This window comes from Salinilacustrithrix flava (assembly GCF_041228405.1).
Classification (GTDB): Bacteria; Actinomycetota; Acidimicrobiia; order Acidimicrobiales; family Salinilacustritrichaceae; genus Salinilacustrithrix; species Salinilacustrithrix flava.
Genome location: NZ_CP133888.1, coordinates 3,841,541 through 3,864,290 on the forward strand (window position 1 = coordinate 3,841,541; position 22,750 = coordinate 3,864,290).

The 22,750-nt window shown below is 73.7% G+C and carries 26 protein-coding genes; 13 read left to right on the top strand and 13 right to left on the bottom strand.

From position 1 onward, the window contains the following. Positions 1 to 5 precede the first annotated feature (5 nt). The 6 genes from RGQ06_RS18810 to RGQ06_RS18835 all read right to left on the bottom strand — a co-directional run bounded on the left by RGQ06_RS18810 (position 6) and on the right by RGQ06_RS18835 (position 4,294). Entirely contained in the window at positions 6 to 476 is a 471-nt protein-coding gene (locus RGQ06_RS18810) for a division/cell wall cluster transcriptional repressor MraZ (RefSeq protein ID WP_432427916.1), read from the bottom strand. Between the two features lie 174 nt (positions 477 to 650). Further along, entirely contained in the window at positions 651 to 1,307 is a 657-nt protein-coding gene (locus RGQ06_RS18815) for a lipoyl protein ligase domain-containing protein (protein ID WP_432427917.1), read from the bottom strand. Then, complete coding sequence (locus RGQ06_RS18820) at positions 1,304 to 1,816, bottom strand: HNH endonuclease (protein ID WP_432427918.1); 513 nt, start codon at positions 1,814 to 1,816, stop codon at positions 1,304 to 1,306. The genes RGQ06_RS18815 and RGQ06_RS18820 overlap by 4 nt, the downstream gene beginning before the upstream one ends. Then, a complete protein-coding gene (locus RGQ06_RS18825; protein ID WP_432427919.1) occupies positions 1,813 to 2,136 on the bottom strand; it encodes a hypothetical protein in 324 nt (107 codons plus the stop codon). The genes RGQ06_RS18820 and RGQ06_RS18825 overlap by 4 nt, the downstream gene beginning before the upstream one ends. Next, positions 2,109 to 3,368: an acyl-CoA dehydrogenase family protein gene (locus tag RGQ06_RS18830; protein ID WP_432427920.1), complete on the bottom strand. Its 1,260-nt coding sequence runs from the start codon at positions 3,366 to 3,368 to the stop codon at positions 2,109 to 2,111. The genes RGQ06_RS18825 and RGQ06_RS18830 overlap by 28 nt, the downstream gene beginning before the upstream one ends. Before the next feature lie 41 nt (positions 3,369 to 3,409). Continuing rightward, the gene (locus RGQ06_RS18835) at positions 3,410 to 4,294 is read right to left on the bottom strand and encodes an ROK family protein (protein WP_432427921.1); all 885 of its coding nucleotides are present in this window, start codon (positions 4,292 to 4,294) and stop codon (positions 3,410 to 3,412) included. 121 nt (positions 4,295 to 4,415) lie between these two features. On the opposite strand from RGQ06_RS18835, the gene RGQ06_RS18840 reads away from it, so the two are divergent. The 3 genes from RGQ06_RS18840 to RGQ06_RS18850 are packed head-to-tail and all read left to right on the top strand — an operon-like array spanning position 4,416 to position 8,880. After that, on the top strand, positions 4,416 to 5,393 hold the full coding sequence (locus RGQ06_RS18840; protein WP_432427922.1) for an AAA family ATPase: 978 nt from the start codon (positions 4,416 to 4,418) through the stop codon (positions 5,391 to 5,393). A 5-nt stretch (positions 5,394 to 5,398) separates the two neighbouring features. Further along, positions 5,399 to 6,586, top strand: a complete 1,188-nt coding sequence (locus tag RGQ06_RS18845; RefSeq protein ID WP_432427923.1) for a DUF58 domain-containing protein — start codon at positions 5,399 to 5,401, stop codon at positions 6,584 to 6,586. Further along, positions 6,583 to 8,880, top strand: coding sequence for a transglutaminaseTgpA domain-containing protein (locus tag RGQ06_RS18850; RefSeq protein ID WP_432427924.1), 2,298 nt, complete (start codon positions 6,583 to 6,585; stop codon positions 8,878 to 8,880). Before RGQ06_RS18845 ends, RGQ06_RS18850 begins: the two co-directional genes overlap by 4 nt. 20 nt (positions 8,881 to 8,900) lie before the next feature. On the opposite strand, the gene RGQ06_RS18855 is transcribed toward RGQ06_RS18850, so the two are convergent. The 3 genes from RGQ06_RS18855 to RGQ06_RS18865 form a co-directional block, all read right to left on the bottom strand. Continuing rightward, positions 8,901 to 9,284, bottom strand: coding sequence for a DUF3040 domain-containing protein (locus RGQ06_RS18855; RefSeq protein ID WP_432427925.1), 384 nt, complete (start codon positions 9,282 to 9,284; stop codon positions 8,901 to 8,903). A 101-nt stretch (positions 9,285 to 9,385) separates the two neighbouring features. Continuing rightward, a complete protein-coding gene (locus RGQ06_RS18860) occupies positions 9,386 to 10,699 on the bottom strand; it encodes a DNA polymerase IV (protein WP_432427926.1) in 1,314 nt (437 codons plus the stop codon). 5 nt (positions 10,700 to 10,704) lie between these two features. Beyond that, on the bottom strand, positions 10,705 to 11,193 hold the full coding sequence (locus RGQ06_RS18865) for an NUDIX hydrolase (RefSeq protein WP_432427927.1): 489 nt from the start codon (positions 11,191 to 11,193) through the stop codon (positions 10,705 to 10,707). 51 nt (positions 11,194 to 11,244) lie between these two features. Between RGQ06_RS18865 and RGQ06_RS18870 the strand changes: the two genes are divergently transcribed. Next, positions 11,245 to 11,721, top strand: coding sequence for a YbaK/EbsC family protein (locus RGQ06_RS18870; protein ID WP_432427928.1), 477 nt, complete (start codon positions 11,245 to 11,247; stop codon positions 11,719 to 11,721). Between the two features lie 6 nt (positions 11,722 to 11,727). Here RGQ06_RS18870 and RGQ06_RS18875 read toward each other — a convergent pair whose 3' ends face one another. Together RGQ06_RS18875 and coaA are read right to left on the bottom strand one after the other, a co-directional pair. Beyond that, the gene (locus RGQ06_RS18875; protein ID WP_432427929.1) at positions 11,728 to 12,459 is read right to left on the bottom strand and encodes a hypothetical protein; all 732 of its coding nucleotides are present in this window, start codon (positions 12,457 to 12,459) and stop codon (positions 11,728 to 11,730) included. A gap of 39 nt (positions 12,460 to 12,498) precedes the next feature. Further along, complete coding sequence (coaA, locus tag RGQ06_RS18880; RefSeq protein ID WP_432427930.1) at positions 12,499 to 13,461, bottom strand: type I pantothenate kinase; 963 nt, start codon at positions 13,459 to 13,461, stop codon at positions 12,499 to 12,501. Between the two features lie 106 nt (positions 13,462 to 13,567). On the opposite strand from coaA, the gene RGQ06_RS18885 reads away from it, so the two are divergent. From RGQ06_RS18885 to glpK, 8 genes are all read left to right on the top strand, one after another. Beyond that, complete coding sequence (locus tag RGQ06_RS18885; protein ID WP_432427931.1) at positions 13,568 to 13,870, top strand: hypothetical protein; 303 nt, start codon at positions 13,568 to 13,570, stop codon at positions 13,868 to 13,870. Between the two features lie 2 nt (positions 13,871 to 13,872). After that, complete coding sequence (locus RGQ06_RS18890) at positions 13,873 to 14,685, top strand: inositol monophosphatase family protein (protein ID WP_432427932.1); 813 nt, start codon at positions 13,873 to 13,875, stop codon at positions 14,683 to 14,685. A 70-nt stretch (positions 14,686 to 14,755) separates the two neighbouring features. Next, complete coding sequence (locus RGQ06_RS18895) at positions 14,756 to 15,436, top strand: response regulator (protein ID WP_432427933.1); 681 nt, start codon at positions 14,756 to 14,758, stop codon at positions 15,434 to 15,436. An 11-nt stretch (positions 15,437 to 15,447) separates the two neighbouring features. After that, positions 15,448 to 17,022: a sensor histidine kinase gene (locus RGQ06_RS18900; RefSeq protein ID WP_432427934.1), complete on the top strand. Its 1,575-nt coding sequence runs from the start codon at positions 15,448 to 15,450 to the stop codon at positions 17,020 to 17,022. Then, on the top strand, positions 17,019 to 17,609 hold the full coding sequence (locus tag RGQ06_RS18905) for a GerMN domain-containing protein (RefSeq protein ID WP_432427935.1): 591 nt from the start codon (positions 17,019 to 17,021) through the stop codon (positions 17,607 to 17,609). Before RGQ06_RS18900 ends, RGQ06_RS18905 begins: the two co-directional genes overlap by 4 nt. 45 nt (positions 17,610 to 17,654) lie before the next feature. Beyond that, positions 17,655 to 18,689: an ATP-dependent 6-phosphofructokinase gene (locus tag RGQ06_RS18910; RefSeq protein ID WP_432427936.1), complete on the top strand. Its 1,035-nt coding sequence runs from the start codon at positions 17,655 to 17,657 to the stop codon at positions 18,687 to 18,689. A 44-nt stretch (positions 18,690 to 18,733) separates the two neighbouring features. After that, the gene (locus RGQ06_RS18915) at positions 18,734 to 19,558 is read left to right on the top strand and encodes an SDR family oxidoreductase (RefSeq protein ID WP_432427937.1); all 825 of its coding nucleotides are present in this window, start codon (positions 18,734 to 18,736) and stop codon (positions 19,556 to 19,558) included. Position 19,559: 1 nt separating this feature from the next. Next, complete coding sequence (gene glpK / locus RGQ06_RS18920) at positions 19,560 to 21,059, top strand: glycerol kinase GlpK (protein WP_432427938.1); 1,500 nt, start codon at positions 19,560 to 19,562, stop codon at positions 21,057 to 21,059. Between the two features lie 15 nt (positions 21,060 to 21,074). On the opposite strand, the gene RGQ06_RS18925 is transcribed toward glpK, so the two are convergent. Further along, positions 21,075 to 21,254, bottom strand: a complete 180-nt coding sequence (locus tag RGQ06_RS18925) for a hypothetical protein (protein WP_432427939.1) — start codon at positions 21,252 to 21,254, stop codon at positions 21,075 to 21,077. Between the two features lie 74 nt (positions 21,255 to 21,328). Then, positions 21,329 to 21,997 (bottom strand): ACT domain-containing protein, encoded by a 669-nt coding sequence (locus RGQ06_RS18930; RefSeq protein WP_432427940.1) that lies wholly within the window; start codon positions 21,995 to 21,997, stop codon positions 21,329 to 21,331. 138 nt (positions 21,998 to 22,135) lie between these two features. Between RGQ06_RS18930 and RGQ06_RS18935 the strand changes: the two genes are divergently transcribed. After that, the gene (locus tag RGQ06_RS18935) at positions 22,136 to 22,750 is read left to right on the top strand and encodes a TetR/AcrR family transcriptional regulator (RefSeq protein ID WP_432427941.1); all 615 of its coding nucleotides are present in this window, start codon (positions 22,136 to 22,138) and stop codon (positions 22,748 to 22,750) included.

Genomic DNA, 22,750 nt, shown 5'->3' on the forward strand with positions numbered 1-22,750 from the left:
GGATGTCAGAAGCGGGCATGGTCGAGGACCTCGACGACCGCGTCGTCGACGGTGAGGCCGGCGTCGAGCGCAGCGTCGCCGACGGGGACGATCTCGATGCGGGGGCCGGCGCCGAGGACGAGCACGTCCCGCTCGAGGCCGGCCTCGATGCGCACGGCGTGCGGGATGACGATGCGGCCCTGGGAGTCCGGCGAGACGAGGTGGGTGCTCGACAGGAAGCCGCGGACCTGGGTGCTGGTGAGGTCGCCGGCCGTGACCCGCTCGTTCAGCTGGTCGACGGCGGCGCAGTAGGTGGGCTCGTCCCAGATGACGGCGCGCCCGTCGAGGACGACCAGGGAGCCACCGCCGAGCAGGGCCTTGCGCATCTGGACCGGCAGCGTCAGCCGGCCCTTGTCGTCGATGGCGTACTCGCCCCGACCCCGGAACTGGGAGGCGGCGTGGACCGGAGCAGCGGACGTGGACGCATCAGGGCTCATCAGGGCTGTCGCCCCACTGCGCTCCGTTGTCGTCGCTCCGGTCTCCGCCATGCAGGGCACAGTACGTCCAGATAGGGAAGAACGTCAACGCCTCAGGCCATATTCCCCACCCAATGTCGCGATCGTTGTCACGACCTGGGCGTACCAGGGCGGCACAGGGCGACTGCCCCACCCTCAGTGGAGGGCGGTGACGAGGGCCTCGACGAGGGCGTCGGTGCTGATCGACTCGCCGATGCCGGTGCCGACCCCGGCGAGGGCCTGCGGGTCCGGGCGGTGCCGGAGCAGGGCGGCCAGGGGGACCGGGTCCCAGTGCACGGGCACGGCGCACTGGAAGCGGGCGCCGGCGCGGGTGCGGCGCTGGCTGATGCCCACGACCTTGGCCTCTCCGAGCAGCACCTCCCCCGGGCCCCGACCGGCGAAGCAGACCGTGCCGCCGAGCGGGCCGCACGCGAGGCGGTCCTCGTGGAGGTGGGTGCCCGTCACGCCGAGGGACGCGAGCGCCTCCTGCCACGCCCGCCCGACGGGGAGGAAGGCCCGGCCGACATCGTCGGTCCACAGCTCGTGCCCGCGCGGGACGATCACGTCCACCCAGTGGGGCTCTCCCGGCTCGACCCACACCGCTCCCCCGCCGCTGCGCCGGCGGGCCACGGCGATGCCGGCGGCGCGGGCCGCCTCGGCGTCGACCACGTCGTCTCGCTGGGTGGAGCCCAGGACCACGGCCGGCCCGGTGGCCTCCAGGACCCACACGCGGGGCGTGGCGTCGGCCGGCACCTCGAGGGCGTGCAGCTCGGCGGCGGACCCTCGGTGGTGCTCGACGACCCAGCCGCTCACGCGGACAGCGCCGGCTCGAGCACGAGGTACGGGTGCCAGTCGTCGGGCACCGCACCGACCGACACCAGGATCCACGAGTGGCCGGCAGGGGCACGGGGCGTCGACCGCAGCGCCATCGAGGTGTCCTGCAGGAGGCGGTCCCGCTTGCGCACGTTGCAGGGCCGGCAGGCGGCCACGACGTTCTCCCACGTGTGGGGCCCGCCCTTGGCGCGGGGCACGACGTGGTCGATGGAGTCGGCGGAGTCGCCGCAGTACTGGCAGCGACCACCGTCGCGGGCGAACACGGCCCGTCGGTTGAGCGCGGCCCGCCGGGCGAAGGGCACCTTGACGAAGTGGCGCAGGCGCACGACGGACGGCACGTCGACGGCGAGGTGCTCGGAGCGGAGCTGGAGACCGGAGGGGGACACGAGGTCGGCCTTCTCGGCGAGCATGAGCACGGTGGCCCGCCGGGACGAGACCACCGACAGCGGCTCGTAGGAAGCGTTCAGCACCAGTGCCCGGCCGCTCATCGCAGCTCGGCCCCTCCGGTCCCGATGGGTGGCGCCGGACGGGTGGTTTGAGTCCAGGCCAGCCAGGTGAGCAGGTCCTCGACGTCGATGGTGGCGCCGGCGTCGCCGTAGGCGGTGGTCATCCGGAACCGGAGCCAGGCCCGGTCCGGGACGGGCAGGAACGGGCGGCGGCGCCACCACCCCGGCGGCACGAGCACCCTCGCCTGGCGGGCGGCGGCCGGCCACAGGCGCGGCCGGCGGGCGATGGCGACCGCGGCGGCGCCCGCGCCGGTCCGGCGGCGGCCCGGCCGGGTCAGCTCCGCTGCTGCTGGGCCTTCCACGAGGCTCCTGCCCCCTCGGGTCGGGGCTCCTTGGGGAGGCCGAGGACCATCTCGCCGACGATGTTGCGCTGGATCTCGCTGGACCCGGCGTAGATGGTGCCGGCCCGCGCGGTGAGGAACGTGCCGACCCAGGACGCCGAGTCGTTGGGGGCGCCGGGGTCGTCGGTCTGGAAGCTCGAGGCCGGGGCGCGCCCGGACGGCACCAGGGCGTCGGCGCCGAGGATGTCGACGGCGAGCTCGGTGACCCGGCGGTGGTACTCGGACCACTGCAGCTTGAACAGGCCCGCCTCCGGGCCGGGGTGCGCGCCGGAGAGGTACGCGGTGAGCGTGCGCCACCCGGACCACTTCATGATCTCGACGGTGCTGTGGGCCCGGGCCAGCCGCTGGCGGATGATCGGGTCGCGGTCCAGACCCCGGTCGCGGGCCAGGGCGGTGAGGCGGTCCAGCTCGATGCGGAACGACACCGGGAACGTGGCAGCCGCGTCGCCGCGCTCGTAGCCGAGCAGGGTCATGGCCACCGCCCAGCCGTTGTTCACGCCGCCGATCACGTTCTCCTTGGCGCAGCGGGCGTCGGAGAAGAAGACCTCGTTGAACTCGGAGTCGCCGTTGATCATCTCGATCGGACGGACCTCGACGCCGGGCTGGTCCATCGGCACGAGCAGGAACGAGATGCCCCGGTGCTTCGGCGCGTCGACGTCGGTGCGGGCCAGGACGAAGATCCAGTCGGCGAGGTGGCCGGCCGAGGTCCAGATCTTCTGGCCGTTGATCACCCACTCCTCGCCGTCGAGCACGGCCCGGCAGCCCAGGTTGCCCAGGTCGGAGCCGGCGTTGGGCTCGGAGTACCCCTGGCACCAGGTGTGCTCGCCGCTGAGGATCTTCGGGATGAACTCCCGCTTCTGCTCCTCGGTGCCCCACTGCAGGATGGTGTTGCCCACCATCTGGATGCTGAACGCGTCGTTCGGGCCGCCGGTGGGCACGCCGGCCTTGGCGAACTCCTCGGCCAGCACGACGGTCTCGGTCTCGGTGAGCCCGGGCCCGCCGTACTCGGTGGGCCAGCGCGGGGCGAGCAGGTTGTTGTCGGCCAGGGTCTGGCGCCACCGCATCGTCCACTCGTGGACCTCGTCCGGGGGCAGGGCTCCGATGCCCTTCCAGTCGGCCGGGAGGTGCTCGGCCAGGAACGCCTGGACCTTCTCCCGGTACTGCTCGGCCTCGGTCCCCCACGTGGGCTGCATGGCCGAGAGTCTGCCACGACCGACCCGGCGCGGACCGGCGGTCAGACGATGCCGATGTCGGCCCCGCGAGCCCGCAGCGAGACCGCCGCCGCTCCCACGAGGGGGCCGGCGTCGCCGAGGCCGGCCGGGACGATGCGGGTGCCGGCGGAGTAGTCGAGGTGGCAGAGCCGGTCGACCTCGGCCTGCGCGGCGACGAAGAACGGTTCGCCGTAGCCGAGGGCGACCGAGCCGGCGACGACGGCGAGGCGCAGGTCGAGCAGGTTCGCCACCGAGGCGACCGCCCGCCCGACGAGCGTGCCCGCCCGCCCCCGGACCTCGAGGTCGGCGTCGGCCGCCGGCGCGCCCGTGCGCCGGGCGATGGCCGTGCCGCTGGCCTCCGACTCGAGCAACCCGGCCGGGTGCCGATCCCACGGGTCGGTGCCGTCGAGGACGAACACGTGGCCGATGTGGCCGGCGTTGCCCGACGCTCCCTCGAGCAACCGGCCCCGGCTCACGATGCCGCCGCCGACACCGGTCGACACCACCATGGCGAGGAAGTCGCGCTCCCCCGCCGCCGCGCCGCGCCAACCCTCGCCCAGGGCGAGGGCCTTGGCGTCGTTGTCCACGGCGACTGCGAGGCCCAGGTGCGAGGCGAGGCGGTCCCGCAGGGGGAACGCCTGCCAGGCCGGGATGTTCAGGGGCGAGACGGTCGCACCGCCCGCGGTCATCGGCCCGCCGCAGCCCACGCCGCACGCCTCGATCTCGACGCCGGCGGCGCGAGCGCCGTCCCGGACGCCGGCGACCAGGTCCACGAGGTCGGCGAACAGCGCCTCGCCGTCGCCCCCGGCGGCCGTGGCCCGCTGGGCCCGGTGGGTCAGGGCGCCGGTGGCGTCGACCACGCCCGCCGCCAGCTTCGTTCCGCCGATGTCGATCGCGAGGGTCGCCACGCGGGCGATGGTAGGGACGGCCGCGAGCATCCGGTCGGCACCCGGGCGCCGTAGTCTGCGCAGGCGGCGGGGTGCACCGGCGTCGGCCGTGCCACGACGACCCAGACGACCAGGAGGACGGGTGGCGAGCAGCCAGACAGAGGCGTTGCGAGGGAGCTCGGTGGCCGAGGCGTGCGAGCGCGTCGCCGACCAGGTCGAGTCGGTGATCATGGGCAAGCGGCCGGTGATCGATCTCATCCTCGCCGCGCTCCTCGCCGACGGGCACATCCTCCTCGAGGACGTGCCCGGGGTCGGCAAGACCAGCCTGGCCAAGGCCCTGGCCGCCTCGATCGAGGGCACCTTCGGCCGGGTGCAGTTCACCCCGGACCTGCTCCCCACCGATGTCTCCGGCGTCACCATCTACCGGCGTGGCCGCGACGAGTTCGAGTTCCGTCCCGGGCCGATCTTCGCCAACATCGTCCTGGCCGACGAGATCAACCGCGCCTCGCCCAAGACCCAGTCCGCCCTGCTCGAGGCCATGGCCGAGCGCCAGGTCACCGTCGACGGCTCGACCTACCCGCTCGCCGCCCCGTTCCTCGTGATCGCCACCCAGAACCCGATCGAGCACGAGGGCACCTTCCCGCTCCCGGACTCCCAGCTCGACCGCTTCCTCGTGCGCATCGAGGTCGGCTACCCCGACGTCGCCGCCGAGCTCACCATGCTCGACAGCCACGGCTCGGTCGATCCGCTGCTGTCGGTCCGGCCGGTGCTGCACACCGACGACGTCCTCACGATGCGCCGGGCGGCTGCTGCGGTGCACGTGGCACCGGCGCTCAAGCAGTACCTGGTGCAGCTGGCCGACCGCACGCGCGCCCACCCCCAGCTCGAGCTGGGGATGTCGCCCCGGGCGACGTTGAGCTTCCTGCGCATCGCCCGCGTCTGGGCCGCCATGCGCGACCGCGACTACGCCACGCCCGACGACATCAAGGCCCTGGCCGTACCGGTGCTCGCCCACCGCCTGCTCGTGACGCCCGAGGCCGACCTGCAGGGCGTCACCGCCGCCGACGTGGTGGCCGACGTGCTCGACAGCGTCCCGGTGCCCCGGCCCCGATCGGACTGAGCGCCGTGCGCCCCACCCGCACCGGGCTGCTCATCGGCATCACCAGCGCGGTGCTGGTGGTCACCGGTCGCCTGCTCGGCCTCGCCGAGCTGTACGCCATCGGTGCGGCGATCGGGCTCCTCGCCCTCGTCTGCGCCCTCTGGGTCGGGCTGCGGCGCCTCGACATCGTGGTGACCCGCAGCGTGCGCCCGTCCCGGGTCCACGTGGGCAACCCGTGCACGGTCTCGATCCAGGTGCGCAACCGGGCCGGCCGGGCCACCCCGGTGCTGCGGCTGCTCGACCCGGTGACGGGCACGGCCGGCGCCGACCTCCTGCTCGCGCCCATCGGGCTGCGGCGCACGACCGACGTCGCCTACCGGCTGCCGACGACCACGCGCGGCATCGTCACGGTGGGGCCGATGCAGGTGGCCATGTCCGACCCCTTCGGCCTCGCCACCGCCCGCAACCCGGCGGCACCTTCGGTGGAGGTCACCGTCCTGCCCCGGGTGGACGACATCCCGCCGCTGCCCCGCAGCGTTGGCCCCGATCCCGACGGCACCGCCGAGACCGGATCCCTCGGCCGCTCGGGCGAGGACTTCGCGGCCCTGCGCCCCTACATCGTCGGCGACGACCTGCGCCGGGTGCACTGGCCGTCCTCGGCCCGCACCGGTGACCTGCTCGTGCGCCAGCACGACATCCCCTGGCAGGGACGGGTGTGCGTGGTGCTCGACCTGCGCCGGCAGGCCAGCGACGGGGTGACGCTCGAGCGGGCGATCTCCGCGGCCGCGTCGGTGCTGCGCACCCACCTGCGCCGCGGCGACCACGTCCGCCTCCTCACCACCACCGGCGTCGACAGCGGCTACGGCGTGGGCGCATCGCACCTCGACGGCCTGCTGGAGTACCTGGCCGTCGCAGCGCGCAGCAGCTCGGGTTCGCTGCGCATGGCGATGGAGCTGGTCGAGCGGGGCGCCAGCGGCGCCGTCGTGCTGGTCAGCGGGACGCTCTCCGGTGCCGACATGGAGCTGTTCGAGCGCAGCGGCAGCGCCGTGTCGCTGCGCCGGATCGTCCGCTTCGACGGCGCCCAGCGGGTCACGACCCCGCGGCGCACCGAGGTCCTCGGCATCGGGCCCGGCGAGGAGTTCGCCGCCGCCTGGACCGAGTCCACCGGCGCCACCGCCGGCCGCCGGCGTCGTCGCCGACAGGTGGTGTCGTGACCGCCGCCACCACCCAGCCCCGAGCCGGGTCCCGCACGTTCCCCGTGCTGGCCGTCGCGGAGGTCGCGTTCGCCCTCGTCAGCCTGGCCACGGTGGTGAGCCTGCGACGGGTCTTCGCCGGCAGCGAGTGGTTCGCGCCGCTCGTCGTGCACGTCGTGGCCGCCCACGCCACCGTCACCGTGCTGCGTCGCCGGCGGGTCCCCGCACCGGTCGCGGCGCTGCTCGCCGCGGTGGCGGCCGTGGTCGTGATCGCCTGGGTTCACGCCGGCCAGGCGACGACCTTCGGCCTCCCCACGCTGTCCACCATCGACGTCCTGCTGTCCTCGGTGAACGACGCCTTCGCCCAGTTCGGCGACATCAAGGCACCGGCCGAACCCCTCGAGGGCTTCCTCGTGGCATCGGCCGTCGCGGTGTGGGCCAGCGCCGTGGTGGGCGACTGGGCCGCCTTCCGCGCCGATGCGACCGTCGAGGCGGTGCTGCCCGCGGCGGCGCTGTTCGGCGTCGCCTCCGTGCTCGGCGCCGACGTCGGGCGCGTCCTGCTCGCCGGCATCTGGATCGCCACGGTGCTCTCCTTCGTGCTCGTCCGTCGGGCCGACCGCTTGGGGCGCACGTCGACCTGGGTCGGCGACCACCGCTCGCGCGGGCCCCAGGCCCTGGTGGTGCTCGGCGTCAGCCTCGCCGTCGTGGCCACCCTCGTCGCCGGCCTCGTCGGACCGCGGCTGCCCGGCGCCGAGGCCGACGCGGTCGTCTCCCTCACCGAGCTGGGCGACGACGCGCCCGGCACCCGGGTCACGGTGAGCCCGCTGGTCGACATCCGCTCCCGGCTCGTGCAGCAGGCCAACGTCGAGGTGTTCACGGTCCGCAGCGAGCAGCGGGCCTACTGGCGCCTGACCTCCCTCGACCGCTTCGACGGCAGCATCTGGTCATCCAACGGCTCCTACGGGAAGAGCTCGGGTGACCTCGACGACGGCGTGCCGGTCGCGTCGGAGCGCATCGTGTTCGACCAGCAGTTCACGATCTCGGCGCTGTCCCAGATCTGGCTGCCGGCCGCCTACGAGCCCCAGCAGGTCCAGGTCGACGAGCCGGTCCGCTACGACGAGGTCTCCGGCACCCTCATCGTCGACACCGAGGTCCCGACGTCGGACGGCACGGCCTACGCCGTGCGCTCCGCGCTGCCTCAGCACCAGCCCGACGCCCTCGCCGCGGCCTCCGCCGAGATCCCCACCGGCATCGCCGAGCGCTACCTCGAGCTGCCGGGCGACTTCTCCCCCGACATCCGCGCCCTCGCCGCCGAGGTCACCGCGGGGAGCGCCAACGGCTACGAGCAGGCCATGCGGCTCCAGGACTTCTTCCGGACGCAGTTCACCTACGACCTGGACGTCGACCTCCAGCACGGCATCGGCGACATGCAGGACTTCCTCTTCGCCGTCCGGGCCGGGTACTGCGAGCAGTTCGCCGGGTCCTTCGCGGCCATGGCCCGCAGCCTCGGGCTGCCCGCCCGCGTCGCGGTCGGGTTCACCCAGGGCGCGGCCGACCCCGCCGACCCCACCCTCTACCGGGTGCGCGGCGAGCACGCCCACGCCTGGCCCGAGGTGTACCTGGGCGAGTACGGCTGGGTCGCCTTCGAGCCCACCCCGGGCCGCGGCGCCCCCCTCGCCGAGCAGTACACGGGCGTCCCCGAGCAGCAGACCCAGAGCGGCGGCGACGGCGGCACGGCCACCACGCTGCCCGCGACCCCGTCGACCCAGGTGCCGTCCCCGGACACGTCGCTGCCCGGCCAGACGCCGCCGGTGTTCCCCGACGACCCCGGCGTGGACCTCGGCACCGGCGGGGCCACCGAGCCGGAACCGAACCCGTGGCCCCTGCGCATCGCGATCGCGGTCGCCATCTCGGTCGGGGCCCTCGTCCTCTACCTGCTCGCCGTGCTGGTCGTCACCGCCGCGAGCCGCCTGCTCCGGCGACGGCGGGCGGACTCGGCCGTGGCCCGCATCGCCCTCGCCTGGGACGAGTCCCTCGCCGCCGCGCGCCGCGCCGGCGTCGGCGTCCGCCCGTCGGCCACCCAGCGCCAGGCCGCGGCCGAGATCGCCCGGCGCATCCCCACCGTCGACGAGCCGATCCGCACCCTGGCGTCCGCGGTCGAAGCCACCGCCTACTCGCCCGCCGAGCCCGATGACGACGCCGGCGACGCCGCGCTGGCCCTGGCCGATCGGGTCGGCGACGGCGCCCGAGCGGCCATGTCGCCGCGCGACCGCTTCCGCACCCGCTTCGACCCCCGCCTGATGCGTCGGCGGTGAAGCCGACGGCCGGTGGGCTGCTACTGCTCCTCGTCGCGGCGGAAGCGCTCGCGCATCTTCTCCGACGACGAGCCGAGGTAGTCCTTCAAGCCGTTGCTGGACTTGAGGTTCTTGGTCATCGTCTCGAGGCCGGCCCGACCCATCTTGCGGGCGTTGCGCTCGATCACGAGGGCGCAGCCCAGCATGACCAGGAAGCCGCCGAAGGCCAGCAGGTAGGAGCTGGAGAGCGCGGCCACCAGGAGCACGAGGCCGGCGACGAAGCCCACGAGGGAGAGCTTGATGTTGCGCCAGGCGTGCTTGTAGAGGGTGGTCTCGCGGACCTCGCGGGCGAACGCAGGGTCGTTCTCGTAGAACTCCCGCTCGATGTCCTTGAGGATGCGCTCCTCGTCCTCGGAAAGGGGCACCTGCTCACCTCTTCTGGTCCTCGTCGGGACGCCTGCTCCGGGCGCCATCATCGCACACGGGTCGGCGGTCAACAACGCGCGGAGCGGCGCGTCGGCCACCCTCATACCCGATCCTCGCCCGGGGATGACCCGCGGTCGTTCGGGCCCCACTGCTGCTCACCCGCCCGCTTCGCCCGCAGCGATCCGCCCTCGGCCAGCGCCGCCGGCAGCAGGGCGTCGTCGCCGAACCGGGCGCGGACAGCGTCGACCGCCTCGGTGACCGCCGACCACGCGGCGCCATCGGCGGCCGGTGCCTCGGCGGCCCCGGTCAGGTCGTCGAGGCTGAGCTGGTGCGGCGCGTCGTCGACCAGGTTCGCCAGGCCCACCCCGAAGAGCCGGACACCCGGCGCGATGTCGATCTGGTCGAGCAGCTGGGTGGCCGCCCGGACGATGGCCGGGCCGGTGTCGACCGCTTGGGGCAGGGTGACCGACCGGGAGGTGGTGGTGAAGTCGCCGAACCGGACCTTGATGGCCACGGTGCGCCCCGCCACCTCCTGGTGTCGGGCCCGGCGGGCGACCGCGTCGGCCATCCGGACCAGCTCGGTGTGGAGCGCCCGGGCGTCGTCGATGTCCTCGGCGAAGGTCTCCTCGTGGCTGATCGACTTCGGGCGCTGATCGGGCACCACCGGGCGGGGGTCCACGGCGTGGGCGAGGTCGTGCAGGTGGCGCCCGTGGGCCTCGCCGAGCGTCCGCACCAGCTGTTCCAGCGGCAGGCGCTCCAGCTGGCCGACCGTGCGGACGCCGAGCCCGTGCAGCTTCTCCAGCGTGCGGGGCCCGACCCCCCAGAGGGCGCCCACCGGCAGCGGGCGCAGGAAGACCCGCTCGTCGCCCGGCCGGACCACGGCGACGCCCGTCCCGGGGATCGGGCCGCGCACCGAGGCGGAGGGCTTGGCCTGCTCGGTGGCGAGCTTGGCGATGAACTTGGAGGTCGCGACGCCGACCGAGCAGGTGAGCCCCTCCTCGGCCAGCACCCGGCGGCGGACCTCGGCGGCGATCGCCGGGCCGTCGCCGTGGAGCCGCTGGGCGCCGGTGACGTCGAGGAAGGCCTCGTCCAGGCTGAGCGGCTCCACGAGCGGCGTCATCGACCGGAAGATGGCCATGACCCGCGCCGACACCTCGGCGTAGTGGGCGTGGTCGCCGGCGACGAACACGGCATGGGGGCACAGGGTCCGCGCCCGCATCGACGGCATCGCCGAGCGGACGCCGAAGGCCCGCGCCTCGTAGGACGCGGCCGCCACCACGCCCCGCCGACCGGAGCCGCCGACCACCACCGGCTTGCCCCGCAGCTCGGGGCGCCGGAGCTGCTCCACCGACGCGTAGAACGCGTCCATGTCGACGTGGAGGATCGTGCGCCCGGCTCCCCCGCTCGTCGCCACGCCGGTCAGTCCAACCGGATCACGTTGGCATCGGCCCGGTCGATGCCCTCGAGCCGGTACCGGTAGGTGCGGGGCTCGAGCCACTTCTCCCCCAGCCACGCCAGCATCGGCTCGCGGGCCGGCAGCCAGGACGTGGACAGGCAGTCGTGGCAGCCGGCGAGGTCGAGCCACGCGGCGTCGATCACGATGCCGTCGGGGTCGTCGAGCAGGATCCGCCCCTCGAACCCGGTGGCCCGGTGCACCTCGACCCGCAGGGTCCAGCCCATGTCGGGCGCCTCGGCCTCGACCTGCCACAGCGGGCCCTCCCAGCCCGTGACGGCCAGTCCGGTCTCCTCCAGCACCTCGCGCGACAGCGCCTCGAGGATCTCCTCGCCGGGGTCGACCACGCCGCCGGGGGTGGTCCAGTCCGTGCTGCCGTCCCGGCGCTGGTTCTGCACGAGCAGCAACCGACCCTCGTGCTCGATCAGTCCTCCGGCCACCGTCCACGCACGCACCCCGCCAGTCTGCCAGCGGGGTGTGGGCCTCCGGGGGCGTCGTCGGGCAGGATGCCGGTCGTGCACGCCAACGCCGCCCGAGTCGTCGCCGCCGCCCGCGCCGAGGGCCTCGAGATCGAGGTCGTCGAATACCCGGACGGCACCCGCACCGCAGCCGAGGCGGCTGCCGCCGTGGGCTGCGAGGTCGCCCGCATCGTGAAGTCGCTCGTGTTCACCGTCGAGGGCGAGCCGGTGGTGGCCCTGGTCGCCGGCGACGCCCGCCTCGACGAGCGCCTGCTGGGCGAGGCCGCCGGCGGAGCGGTCGGGCGCGCCGATGCCGACGTCGTCCGCGGCGCCACCGGGTACCCCATCGGCGGCGTGCCGCCGTTCGCCCATGCCTCCTCGCTGCCGACGTTCGTGGACGAGTCCCTGCTCGCCCACGACACGGTCTGGGCGGCCGCGGGCACGCCGCGTCACGTCTTCGAGGTGGCTCCGGCCGAGCTGCTCCGCCTCTCGGGCGGCCGCGCGGTCCCGCTGGCCGCCAGCTGAGCCGGGTCAGGTGGTGGGCCGGCCGGTCTGGCTGGCTCGGTAGGCGAGGCGCCGGACGGTCTGGACCACGCCGACGGGCTCGATGCCGCCGCCGGTGTGGGCGGGGTCGAAGCGCAGCGCGTCGCCATCTGCGTCGGTGAGCGGCGAGGCGACATCGACGACCCCGACGGGCTCCCACTCGCCCGATGCCTCGGCCAGCTCGAGCGCGAAGCGCAGCCCCGTGGTCGCGGCCCGGTCGCGCAGGTCCGCGAGCTGGAGCGGCACGGGGCCGCCCTCGCCGAGCACGCGGGCGCCGAAGACGACCCGGCGGTCCCCGACCTCGTAGGGCAGCAGCGAGGAGAAGCGGCGGTGCTCGAACCCGCGCACCGGCACGAGCGCGTGGCGCAGCACGGGTCGGTCGCCGGCGCTCACCAGCAGGAGGTCCTGGTGCCGGCCCGGGCCGTGGGCGTCGGTGATGCGCAGCGCGAGCCCGAGGAAGTCGGGGAAGGCTTGGGGCAGCCCCACGCCTCGGGAGAGCCGCACGACGGCGTCGTGCTTGCCCGCCTCGTCGAGCAGCGGTGCGCCGTGGTGGGCGCCGGTGACCTGGACGCTGCTCGCGAACGCGACTCCGTCGGGGTGGAACACCCGCCTGCGGCGCAGCGCGGAGGCGGCACCCATGACCACTGCGGCTGCGGCACCGGCAGTGGCCTCGACGACCGGCGTCGCAGCACCGAGGGGACGGAAGGCGTGGTCGGACATGGTCCCGTCCCTACCCAGCCACCCCGGGCTCGGGTCCCCTCAGCGGAGTCGCAGCACGACCCGGTGGACCTCGTGGTCGGCGCCCTTGTGCAGCACGAGGTCGGCCCGGTCCCGGGTGGGCAGCACGTTGGCGTGCAGGTTCGGCAGGTTGACGGAGCGCCAGATGCTGCGGCCCAGGGACTCGGCGGACTCGTCGTCGAGCCCGGCGAAGCGGTGGAAGAAGGCCGCGTCGTCGTGCCGGGAGCCCTCGACCAGCGTCATGAACCGCTGCAGGTACCACTCCTCGATGTGGTCGGCGTCGGCGTCGACGTAGACGGAGAAGTCGAAGAAGTCCGAGACGAAGACCGACGGATGGTGCTCCTCGGTCGTGGGGGGCACCTGCAGCACGTTCAGCCCCTCCACGATCACGATGTCGGGCTGGTCGACCACCTGGACCTCGTCGACGATGTCGTAGACGACGTGGCTGTACACCGGGATCTCGAGGGCGGGTCGGCCGGCCTTGAGGTCGGCGAGGAAGCGGACGAGCCGGGGCGTGTCGTAGCTCTCCGGGAAGCCCTTGCGCTGCATGAGGCCCCGCTCCTCCAGCTCGGCGTTGGGCAGCAGGAAGCCGTCGGTGGTGACCAGCTCGACCCGGCGGCGCTCCGGGGCCCGGGCGAGCAGCGTCTGGAGCACGCGCGACGTGGTCGACTTGCCCACCGCGACCGAGCCGGCGACGCCGATCACGAAGGGGACGTGGGGCCGGAACCGCCCGAGGAAGGCGCCGGTGGCGTCGTGCAGCGACCGGGTGACGCCGGCGCGCAGGTGCACGAGGCGGGCGAGGGGCACGTAGATGTCCTCGACCTCGCGCATCGACAGGTGCTCGTTGATGCCCTCGAGCTCCTCGAGGTCCTCCTCGTGGATGGGGACCGACTCGTGCGCCCGCAGCGCGGCCCACTCGGACCGCTCGAAGCGGCGCTCGCCCCAGCGCTCCGCCCCGGCGGGTCCCGCCTGCTCCTCGGTCACGACCGGCCAACCTAGGCACGACCCCCACCCGCCGGAAATCCCGTGGATCGGCGCCGCGCGTGGTGGCGAATCCACGAGATGTCGGGATCGGCTCTAGCCTCGCGACGTGGCCGAGGTCCCCGAATCCGAGTACGCCCCCTCCGCCCTGCCCTCGACCGGCGCCCGGATCCTGGCCTTCGTGGCGATCCTGGTCGCAGGCCTGTGCGGCGGGTTGATCGGCTACGCCTTCGTCGACATGCAGACCGACGGGGACAGCACGGTGTGGGCCGGCATCGGTGGCCTGGTCGGCGCCGTGATCTTCGCCGTCGGCGTGGGCATCGTCGCGGTGCTGGCCATGCGGGCCATGGGCGAGTGGCGGGTGATCGAGCACACCCGGGAGCAGACCGAGCGCCGCGGGCCGATCAGCTGAGCGTGCCCGCCCCGGACCTGGCCGAGCTGCGCGACGTCGCCGAGCGCGTCGCCGCCGACGCCGCCGCGCTGCTGCGGGCGAGCGTCGACGACCGCCGGGAGGTGGTCGACACCAAGTCCACGTCCACCGACATGGTCACCGAGATGGACCGGGCCAGCGAGGCGCTGCTGGTGCGGCGACTCCGCGAGCTGCGACCCGACGACGGGATCGTGGGCGAGGAGGGGGCGGCCCACCCGGGCACGAGCGGGGTGGTCTGGGTCGTGGACCCCCTCGACGGCACCACGAACTACCTGTACCGCCATCCGGGCTGGAACGTCTCGGTCGGCGCCACCGTCGACGGCGTCCCCGCCGTCGGTGCGGTGGTCGTGCCCTCCCAGGGCGACACCTTCGCCGCCGCCACCGGCCACGGCGCCACCCGGAACGGCCGCCCGCTCCGGATCGGGCCGCCGGCGCCGCTGCGCACCAGCCTGGTCGGCACCGGGTTCGGCTACGACCCGGCCACCCGCGAGGCCCAGGCCCGGGCGCTCACCGCGCTGATCGCCCGGATCCGCGACATCCGTCGGATGGGGGCGGCCGCCGCCGACCTGTGCTCGGTCGCGTGCGGGCGCCTCGACGCCTACTACGAGACCGGCCTGGCCGAGTGGGACCGGGTCGCCGCCACCGTGGTGGCTCGGGAGGCCGGCGCCCGCGTCGAGGTGCACCCGGACACCGACCTCGGCCCCGACTGCACGATCGCGGCGCACCCCGACTGCTTCGACGAGCTCGTCGAGCTGCTCACCGAGGCCGGCGTCCTGCGTCGCTCCGCACTGGGCTGAACGAACCTTTTCCGGCGGGTTCGGGTACATGCGCGCGCCACCGGGCCCCGATGAGGCACGATGGGGCGATATGGCGACGAGGATCCTCACCGTCGAGGACGACGAACGGATCCGCACGGCGGTCAAGCTCGCCCTCGAGGACGAAGGCTGGACCGTGGCGGAGGCCGACACGGGCGAGGCCGCGCTCGAGGTGTTCCAGCGCGCCCCCACCGACGTCGTGCTCATCGACATCATGCTCCCGGGCATCGACGGCTTCGAGGTGTGCCGCTCGGTGCGTCGCATCAGCGACGTGCCCATCGTGATGGTCACCGCACGGGCAGACACCCACGACGTCGTGGCCGGCCTCGAGGCCGGGGCCGACGACTACCTCACCAAGCCCTTCGCCCCCAAGGAGCTGTCGGCCCGCATCCGGGCGCTGCTGCGCCGAACCCGGGCGGCCGACCACGGCCACACCCATCTGCGCTTCGGGGACCTCGAGATCATCCCCGACGAGGGTGTCGTGAAGCGGGACGAGGAAGAGGTCCACCTCACCAAGACCGAGTTCCGCCTGCTCAACGAGCTGGCCTCGTCCCCCGGTCGGGTGTTCTCCCGCGAGGTCCTGCTCGAGCGGGTCTGGGGCTACGGGTACTTCGGCGACGGCCGGTTGGTCGACGTCCACATCCGCCGACTGCGCACCAAGATCGAGGCCGACCCGGCCAACCCGCGCCACGTCGTCACCGTCCGGGGACTCGGCTACAAGCTCCAGGCCTGAGCGAGGACCTCGTGTCGTCCGACGGCACCTCCCCGTCCACCATCGGCCCGGTCTCCGTCCCCGGCCCGCTGCCGTCGCAGCGCCCGGCGCCCCGGGCCGCGATCGAAGTCGAGGAGCCCGCCGAGGAGACCTCGGGCCTGCGCATGCCGCGCCTCGGCCTCCGTGCCCGCGTCACGCTGGCGTTCGCGATCGGGGCCCTGCTGCTCTCCTCCGGCATGTCGCTGCTGGTGCTCGGCGTGGCGCGGTCCAACCTGGTGAGCAACCGCGAGTCCAGCGCCACCCAGCAGATCTCGGTCAACGCCCGCATCGTCCGCTCGGGCGTGAACCCCGACGCCGACATCCCGGTGCTGCTCGGCTCGCTCCAGACCCCGGACGGCTCCCGCCCGGTGCTGTTCCAGCGGTCCCAGCAGGTCAAGGGCCAGGAGGGCACCGGCTGGAGCCAGCGAGATCCCGAGTACGGCCGCAGCGCCCTCCCCGAGGCCCTGCGGGAGACCGTGCTGTCGGGCACGCCGGCCAAGATGCGCTTCCCGCACCCGACCACCGGCGACAAGAGCCTCGCCATCGGCATCCCCATCCGCGACTTCGACGGCGCCTACTTCGAGATCGTCAACCTCCAGTCGCTGGACGACACCCTCAGCTCCATCTCCTTCACGCTGTTCGGGGCGTCGATCGCCACCGTCCTCGCCGGCGCCGCCCTCGGCTGGTACTCGAGCCGCCGCATCCTGCGCCCGCTCGGCGAGGTGGGCGACGCCGCCCGCAAGCTCGCCGGCGGGGAGCTGGACACCCGCATCCGCGCCCTCGTCGACCCCGACCTCGAGCCGATCATCACCTCGTTCAACGGCATGGCCGGCACCCTCGAGGACCGCATCGAGAAGGACGCCCAGTTCGCCTCCGACGTCAGCCACGAGCTGCGGTCGCCCCTGATGACCCTGCAGGCCTCGCTCGAGGTGCTGGAGAACAACCGGGACGACCTGAGCGAGCGCGCCCGCTCGGCACTGGACCTGCTCACCGCCGACCTCGACCGGTTTCGGGAGCTGGTGGAGGACCTGCTCGAGATCTCCCGCTTCGATGCCGGCGTCATGCTGCTCGAGCTCGAGGAGGTCCTGCTCTCCGAGTTCGTCCGCCAGGTCGTGCGGGCCAACGGCTCCCACGTCCCGGTGGAGCGGTCGCCGGACATGGTCCTCGACGAGGACTTCGACGACGTCGTCACCGCGCTCGACAAGCGCCGCATCGCCCGGGTGCTCACCAACCTGCTCACCAACGCCGACAAGTACGGGGACGGCGCCGTCGCCGTCCGGATCGACGCGGACCCGGACTGGGTCTGGATCTACGTCGACGATCGTGGCGAGGGCGTGCCGGAGGAGGACCGCGACCGGATCTTCGAGCGGTTCAACCGGGCCGGTGCGGCGCACCGGCGCGGGGCCAGCACCGGCGTCGGCCTCGGCCTCGCCCTCGTCGCCGAGCACGTGGCCCTCCACGGTGGACGGGTCTGGGTCGAGGACGCGCCGGAGGCCGGCGCCCGCTTCGCCGTCGAGCTCCCCCGCGTGGAGATCGACCACGACATCCTCGAGGGGGACCTGGCATGACCCGTTGGTGCATCCTCCTCGCCCTGGCCGGCCTCGTCCTGGCCGGTGCCTGCACGGTGCCGACCAACGACGAACCCGTCGAGCTCAGCGCATCGATCGTGCCCGAGACCACGACCACCACGACGACGGCCCCCGACGTCAGCGCCCGGCCGGTGGTCGTGTGGTTCCTGGAGGTCCAGGACGGGACCACGAGGCTGCAGGACGTCCCGCGCACCATCGAGGTGGGCACCGGGGTCCAGGGGGTGCTCTCGAACCTGTTCAACCAGCGGCCGAGCGACGAGCGACCCGCGGAGGTCGGCAAGACGACGGACATCCCCGACAGCGCCGAGCTGCTCTCGGCCACGCCGTCGGACGAGGATCCGACCCGGCTCGTCGTCGACGTGCGCGGCCTGTTCGGGGAGGGCGGCATCCAGGGCGTGCAGCTCCGCAACGCCCTGGCCCAGATCGTGTGGACGGCCACGAACCCCCAGACCGGCTTCCAGAGCGTCATCTTCCGCCAGGACGGCGAGCCCCGCGAGGCCCTGGTGGACGACCTCGAGAGCACGGCGGACCCGGTGCAGCGGGGCGACTACAGCCGGGTGAGCTGAGGCGTTCGTCCGGGGACCGGTCCGAGCGTCGATAGGTTGCGGCGCATGCGCGTCGGAATCCTCACCGGTGGTGGCGACTGCCCCGGCCTCAACGCCGTCATCCGCGCCGCGGTCCGCAAGGGCACACGCGTCCACGGCGACGAGATCGTCGGCTTCCTCGACGGCTACCAGGGCGTGGTCGACCAGCGCCTGATGCGCCTCGACATCGAGGCGCTCCGCGGCAAGCTGCCCATCGGCGGCACGATCCTCGGCACCAGCCGGTACCAGCCGTTCATGGACGAAGACGGCGTCGACCGCTTCCGCCAGGGCCTGGCCGACCAGGGCGTCGACGCCCTCATCGTCATCGGCGGCGAGGGCACGCTCGGTGCCGCACGGGACCTGGCCGAGCTCGGCTTCCCGGTCGTCGGGGTCCCCAAGACCATCGACAACGACATGGGTGGCACGGAGATGACCTTCGGCTTCCAGACCGCCGTCCAGATCTGCACCGATGCCATCGACCGCCTCCACACCACGGCCGAGTCCCACGACCGGGTGATGGTGGTGGAGGTCATGGGCCGCCACGCCGGGCACATCGCGGTGTGGTCGGGCATCGCCGGCGGCGCCACGGTCACCCTCATCCCCGAGGAGCCCTTCGACATCGACTCGGTGTGCGAGGCGATCCTGCGCCGGCACGAATCCGGCCGGTTCGCCTCCATCGTGGTCGTGGCCGAGGGGGCCGTGCCCGCACCCGGCACGCTCGAGCTGGCGGCACCCGAGGTGGACATGTACGGCCACCAGCGCCTCGGCGGCATCGGCACGACCATCGGCGGCGAGATCGAGCGTCGCACCGGCTACGAGACCCGCGTGACCATCCTCGGCCACATCCAGCGGGGCGGCACGCCCAACGCCTTCGACCGGGTCCTGGCCACCCGCTACGGGGTGGCGGCCATCGACCTCGTCCACGAGGGCCGCTACGGCGAGATGGTCGCGCTGCAGTCCGACCGGATCACCAGCATCCCCCTGGTCGAGGCCAAGCGGCTCGGCCTGAAGACGGTCGACCCCCAGCTCTACGACGTCGCCCAGGTGTTCTTCGCGCACTGACGTGTCGCCTCCGGCGACGTGGCCCGACCTGGCAGGCTGCCGCCATGGCTGACGAGCGACACGTGCTGGTGACGGGGGCGAACTCGGGGATCGGGCTGGCCACCGTGCTGCACCTGGCCGAGAAGGGCTTCCGGGTCACGGGGTCGGTGCGGTCGAAGGTCAAGGCCGACGTGGTCCGGACCGCGGCCGACGCGGCCGGGGTCGAGGTCGAGACGGTCCTGCTCGACGTCACCGACGCGGCAGCCTGCGAGCGGGTGGTGGCCGGGCTCGGCACCCTGCACGGGCTGGTCAACAACGCCGGCTACGGCCTCACCGGCGCCATCGAGGACGTCCCCGACGACGAGGCCCGGGCCGTGCTCGAGACGATGGTCCTGGCCCCCATGCGCCTCGCCCGCCTCGCCCTGCCCGCCATGCGGGAGGCCGGCGGCGGTCGCATCGTGAACATCTCCTCCATCTACGGTCGCACCGCCACCCCGCTCACCGGTTGGTACCAGGGCTCCAAGCACGCCCTCGAAGGCCTGTCCGACGCGCTGCGCATGGAGGTGGCCAAGGACGGCATCCACGTGATCCTCGTGGAGCCGGGCGGGTTCAAGACCAACATCTGGGCCGATCTCGAGCGCGACCTCGCCAACCGGGAGGGCAGCCGCTACGAGTCCGCCTACCAGCGCATCGGCGGCCTGACGTCGATGTGGGAGCCGCTGATGGGCCAGCCGGCATCCTGCGCCAAGGTGATCGCCAAGGCGCTGCAGACCCCCCTGCCCCGCGCCCGCTACCTGGTCGGCACCGACGCCAAGGTCATGGCGGCGGCGAGCCAGCTGACACCGACGATGGTGAAGGACCGGATCCTGCGCCTGGCCCAAGGGCTCTGAGATGGCGGTCGTCGTCGCGATCGATGCCGGCACCACCGGCGTGCGCTCCATGGCGCTGTCGGAGTCGGGTCTGCCGGTCGGCATGGCCTACCGCGAGTTCACCCAGCACTTCCCCCGGCCCGGCTGGGTCGAGCACGACGCCACCGAGATCTGGGAGGCGGTCCGCGCCACCCTCACCGAGCTGCTCCACGAGCTCGACGAGCCCATCGCCGCCATCGGCATCACGGACCAGCGCGAGACCGTCGTGGCATGGGACCGTCGCACGGGCGAGCCCCGCCACCGCGCCATCGTGTGGCAGGACCGGCGCACCGCCGCCCGCTGCGACGAGCTCGCCGAGGCGGGGCACCTCCCGCTCGTGCGCGAGACCACCGGGCTGGTGCTCGACCCCTACTTCTCCGGCACCAAGCTGGAGTGGCTGCTGCGCCCGAGCGACCGGGGCGGAGGCGGCGTGGAGGCCGACGAGCACCTGGCCGTCGGCACCATCGACACCTGGCTGCTCTGGCAGCTCACCGGCGGCCAGGTGCACGCCACGGAGCCGTCCAACGCCTCGCGCACGATGCTGTTCGACATCGGCGCCCTGACCTGGTCCGAGGAGCTGTGCGACCTCCTCGGCGTGCCGCAGTCGTGCCTGCCCGAGGTCCGACCCTCGTCGGGACGCTTCGGCACCACAGCGGTCGGGGTCGGCGTGCCCGCCGGCATCCCCATCTCCGGTGTCGCCGGCGACCAGCAGGCCGCCCTGTTCGGCCAGGCCTGCTTCGAGCCGGGGATGACCAAGAACACCTACGGCACCGGCTCCTTCGTGCTCATGAACGTCGGGCAGGAGTGCCCCGAGCCGGTGGAGGGCCTGCTCACGACGGTGGCGTGGAGCCTGGGCTCGGTCGATGCCGCCTCGACGTCCTACGCGCTCGAAGGCGCGATCTTCGTCACCGGCGCTGCGGTGCAGTGGCTGCGCGACGGGCTCGAGATCATCGAGGAGGCCGCCGAGACCGGCCCGCTGGCCGAGTCGGTGCCCGACACCGGCGGGGTCGTGCTCGTCCCCGCGTTCACCGGGCTGGGGTCGCCGTGGTGGGATCCCTACGCGCGCGGCGCCATCGTCGGCATCACGCGGGGGACGACGCGGGCCCACCTGGCCCGGGCGACGGTGGAGTCGATGGTGTTCCAGACCCGCGATGTGGTCGATGCGATGTCCGCCGCCAGCGGGCGGGAGGTCCTCGCCATGCGGGTGGACGGCGGTGCGTCGGTGATGCCGCTGCTGCTGCAGCTGCAGGCCGACCAGCTGCAGGTGCCGGTGTCGCGACCGACGGTGCAGGACACCACGGCGCTGGGGGCCGCCTACCTGGCCGGCTTGGCCGAGGGCGTCTGGTCGTCGCCGGACGAGGTCCGTGAGAACTGGGTCCTCGACGTCGAGGTGGAACCCGCGGCGAGCCGGGACGAGGTCGATGCCGCCCACACCACGTGGCTGCGGGCGGTGGAGCGCGCTCGGGGCTGGGCCACCGAGTAGCGCTCGACGTGGTTCCTAGGCGAAGTGGCCGAGGACGGCGACCAGGAGCTGCGTACCGCCGACGAGGGCGAACAGGCACGCCACGAGGATGACCGCGGCGTTGGCTTCGGCGGCGCGCTGGGCGGCCTCGGGGTCGGCGGCGACCGCCACGGCACGGGAGTCCTCGGTCGTGGTGGTCGGGTGGGTCAGGGCCATGGCGCACTCCGTCCCCGCCACGGAGGGTGCTCAGACCACCGGGACCGGGGGAATCGGTCACGTGTGACCGATGGCTACTCCTGGTTGCTCGGGTGGAGACGTCGGGAGAGGTCGATCAAGCGGGTGTCCACGATGCGGGCGAGGGCCGACACCTGGCGCCGCTCGCGGGCTCGGAACGGCGCGCCGGTCCGCCCGACGACCAACGCCGTGCCCGTGCCCGGAAGCGGGGCCCACACCACGTCGTCGGGTCCGGTCTCCCCGCGCGAGACCCGGGCCGAGGTCCGGGAGCCCTCGACGAAGGCGACCAGCCAGCGCGGCAGCGGGAGGTCGCCGTCGCCGGCCAGGAGCTCCCCGTCGTCGAGGCGCAGGACAGCGGCCCACTCGCCGCCGAGCACCCTCCGCCCGTGGGTGACCACGCTCTCGAGCAGCGCAGCCCGGTCCCGGGCCCCGACGATGACGGCGGCGGTCTCGAGCACGTCGGCCCGGGGATCGTGGGTGCGGCCGTCGAGCACCCGGAGGTCCTCGATGTCGACGCCGGGGACCGACCGGATCCGCCCGACCAGCGCCGGGATGGCCAGCACGTCGGCGATCTGCACGGCCAGCTCGTCGATGGCCCGACCGGCGCTGCGCTCCAGGATGTCGATGCCGACGATCTCGCCGCCGGCGTCCCCGATGCTCGTCGCCACCTCCCCCAGCGCGCCGGGACGGTCGGGCAGCCACACGCGCACGATGCAGGTCTCCATCGATCGAACGGTACGGATGGGCGGTGAACGCCCGGTTACGGGCCGAGGGCGTCTCCGTGAGCGGGGCCCGTCGGCGCGATGTCGGGATCCGGCGGGCAGTCGGTGAACTTGACCGTCTGGTCAAGTACCGTGCGGTCCATGGGCCGTCGACTCACACCCCGAGGCGAGCAGCGACGTGGCGAGCTCCTGGCCTACGCCACGGAGCGCTTCGCCACGAACGGCTACCACCCGACCTCGGTGGCCGAGCTGGTCGACGGCCTCGGCGTGGGCAAGGGCGTCTTCTACTGGTACTTCGAGTCCAAGGAGGACCTCTTCCTCGAGATCCTCCGCGCCGGCGAGCGGGAGCTGCGCCGGGTGCAGCTCGACGCCATGGGCGACGAGACCGACCCGGTGGCGCGCATGGAGCTCGCCATCCGGGCCTCCATGGAGTGGTGGGCCACCCACCGCGAGCTCTACGTGCTCATCGAGTTCGCCCGCACCGAGGCCAGCTTCGCCTCCGGCGTCCGCAAGGGCGAACGGGTCGCGCTCGAGGACACCCGGCGCCTCGTGCAGGAGGCCATGGACTCCGGCGCCATCGCCGACGGCAACGCCACCGTCGTCGCCCAGGCCGTGCTCGGGGTCAGCTCGGTGCTCGCCCGCACGCAGGTGCTGGGCCGGGGCCGCCCGCCGAGCGAGGTCGCCGACGAGGTCATCGACTTCTGCTGGCACGGCCTGCTCGGCCGGGACGCCGGTCAGACCCGCCGCACCGCGTAA

Excerpts from the sequence above, each read along its gene's own strand:
- RGQ06_RS18810 (WP_432427916.1), bottom strand. The coding sequence starts at position 476 with ATGAGCCCTGATGCGTCCACGTCCGCTGCTCCGGTCCACGCCGCCTCC.
- RGQ06_RS18820 (WP_432427918.1), bottom strand. The coding sequence starts at position 1,816 with ATGAGCGGCCGGGCACTGGTGCTGAACGCTTCCTACGAGCCGCTGTCG.
- RGQ06_RS18830 (WP_432427920.1), bottom strand. The coding sequence starts at position 3,368 with ATGCAGCCCACGTGGGGGACCGAGGCCGAGCAGTACCGGGAGAAGGTC.
- RGQ06_RS18870 (WP_432427928.1), top strand. The coding sequence starts at position 11,245 with ATGCCGGTCGTGCACGCCAACGCCGCCCGAGTCGTCGCCGCCGCCCGC.
- RGQ06_RS18875 (WP_432427929.1), bottom strand. The coding sequence starts at position 12,459 with ATGTCCGACCACGCCTTCCGTCCCCTCGGTGCTGCGACGCCGGTCGTC.
- RGQ06_RS18895 (WP_432427933.1), top strand. The coding sequence starts at position 14,756 with ATGGCGACGAGGATCCTCACCGTCGAGGACGACGAACGGATCCGCACG.
- RGQ06_RS18905 (WP_432427935.1), top strand. The coding sequence starts at position 17,019 with ATGACCCGTTGGTGCATCCTCCTCGCCCTGGCCGGCCTCGTCCTGGCC.
- RGQ06_RS18910 (WP_432427936.1), top strand. The coding sequence starts at position 17,655 with ATGCGCGTCGGAATCCTCACCGGTGGTGGCGACTGCCCCGGCCTCAAC.
- RGQ06_RS18915 (WP_432427937.1), top strand. The coding sequence starts at position 18,734 with ATGGCTGACGAGCGACACGTGCTGGTGACGGGGGCGAACTCGGGGATC.
- glpK (WP_432427938.1), top strand. The coding sequence starts at position 19,560 with ATGGCGGTCGTCGTCGCGATCGATGCCGGCACCACCGGCGTGCGCTCC.
- RGQ06_RS18925 (WP_432427939.1), bottom strand. The coding sequence starts at position 21,254 with ATGGCCCTGACCCACCCGACCACCACGACCGAGGACTCCCGTGCCGTG.
- RGQ06_RS18930 (WP_432427940.1), bottom strand. The coding sequence starts at position 21,997 with ATGGAGACCTGCATCGTGCGCGTGTGGCTGCCCGACCGTCCCGGCGCG.
- RGQ06_RS18935 (WP_432427941.1), top strand. The coding sequence starts at position 22,136 with ATGGGCCGTCGACTCACACCCCGAGGCGAGCAGCGACGTGGCGAGCTC.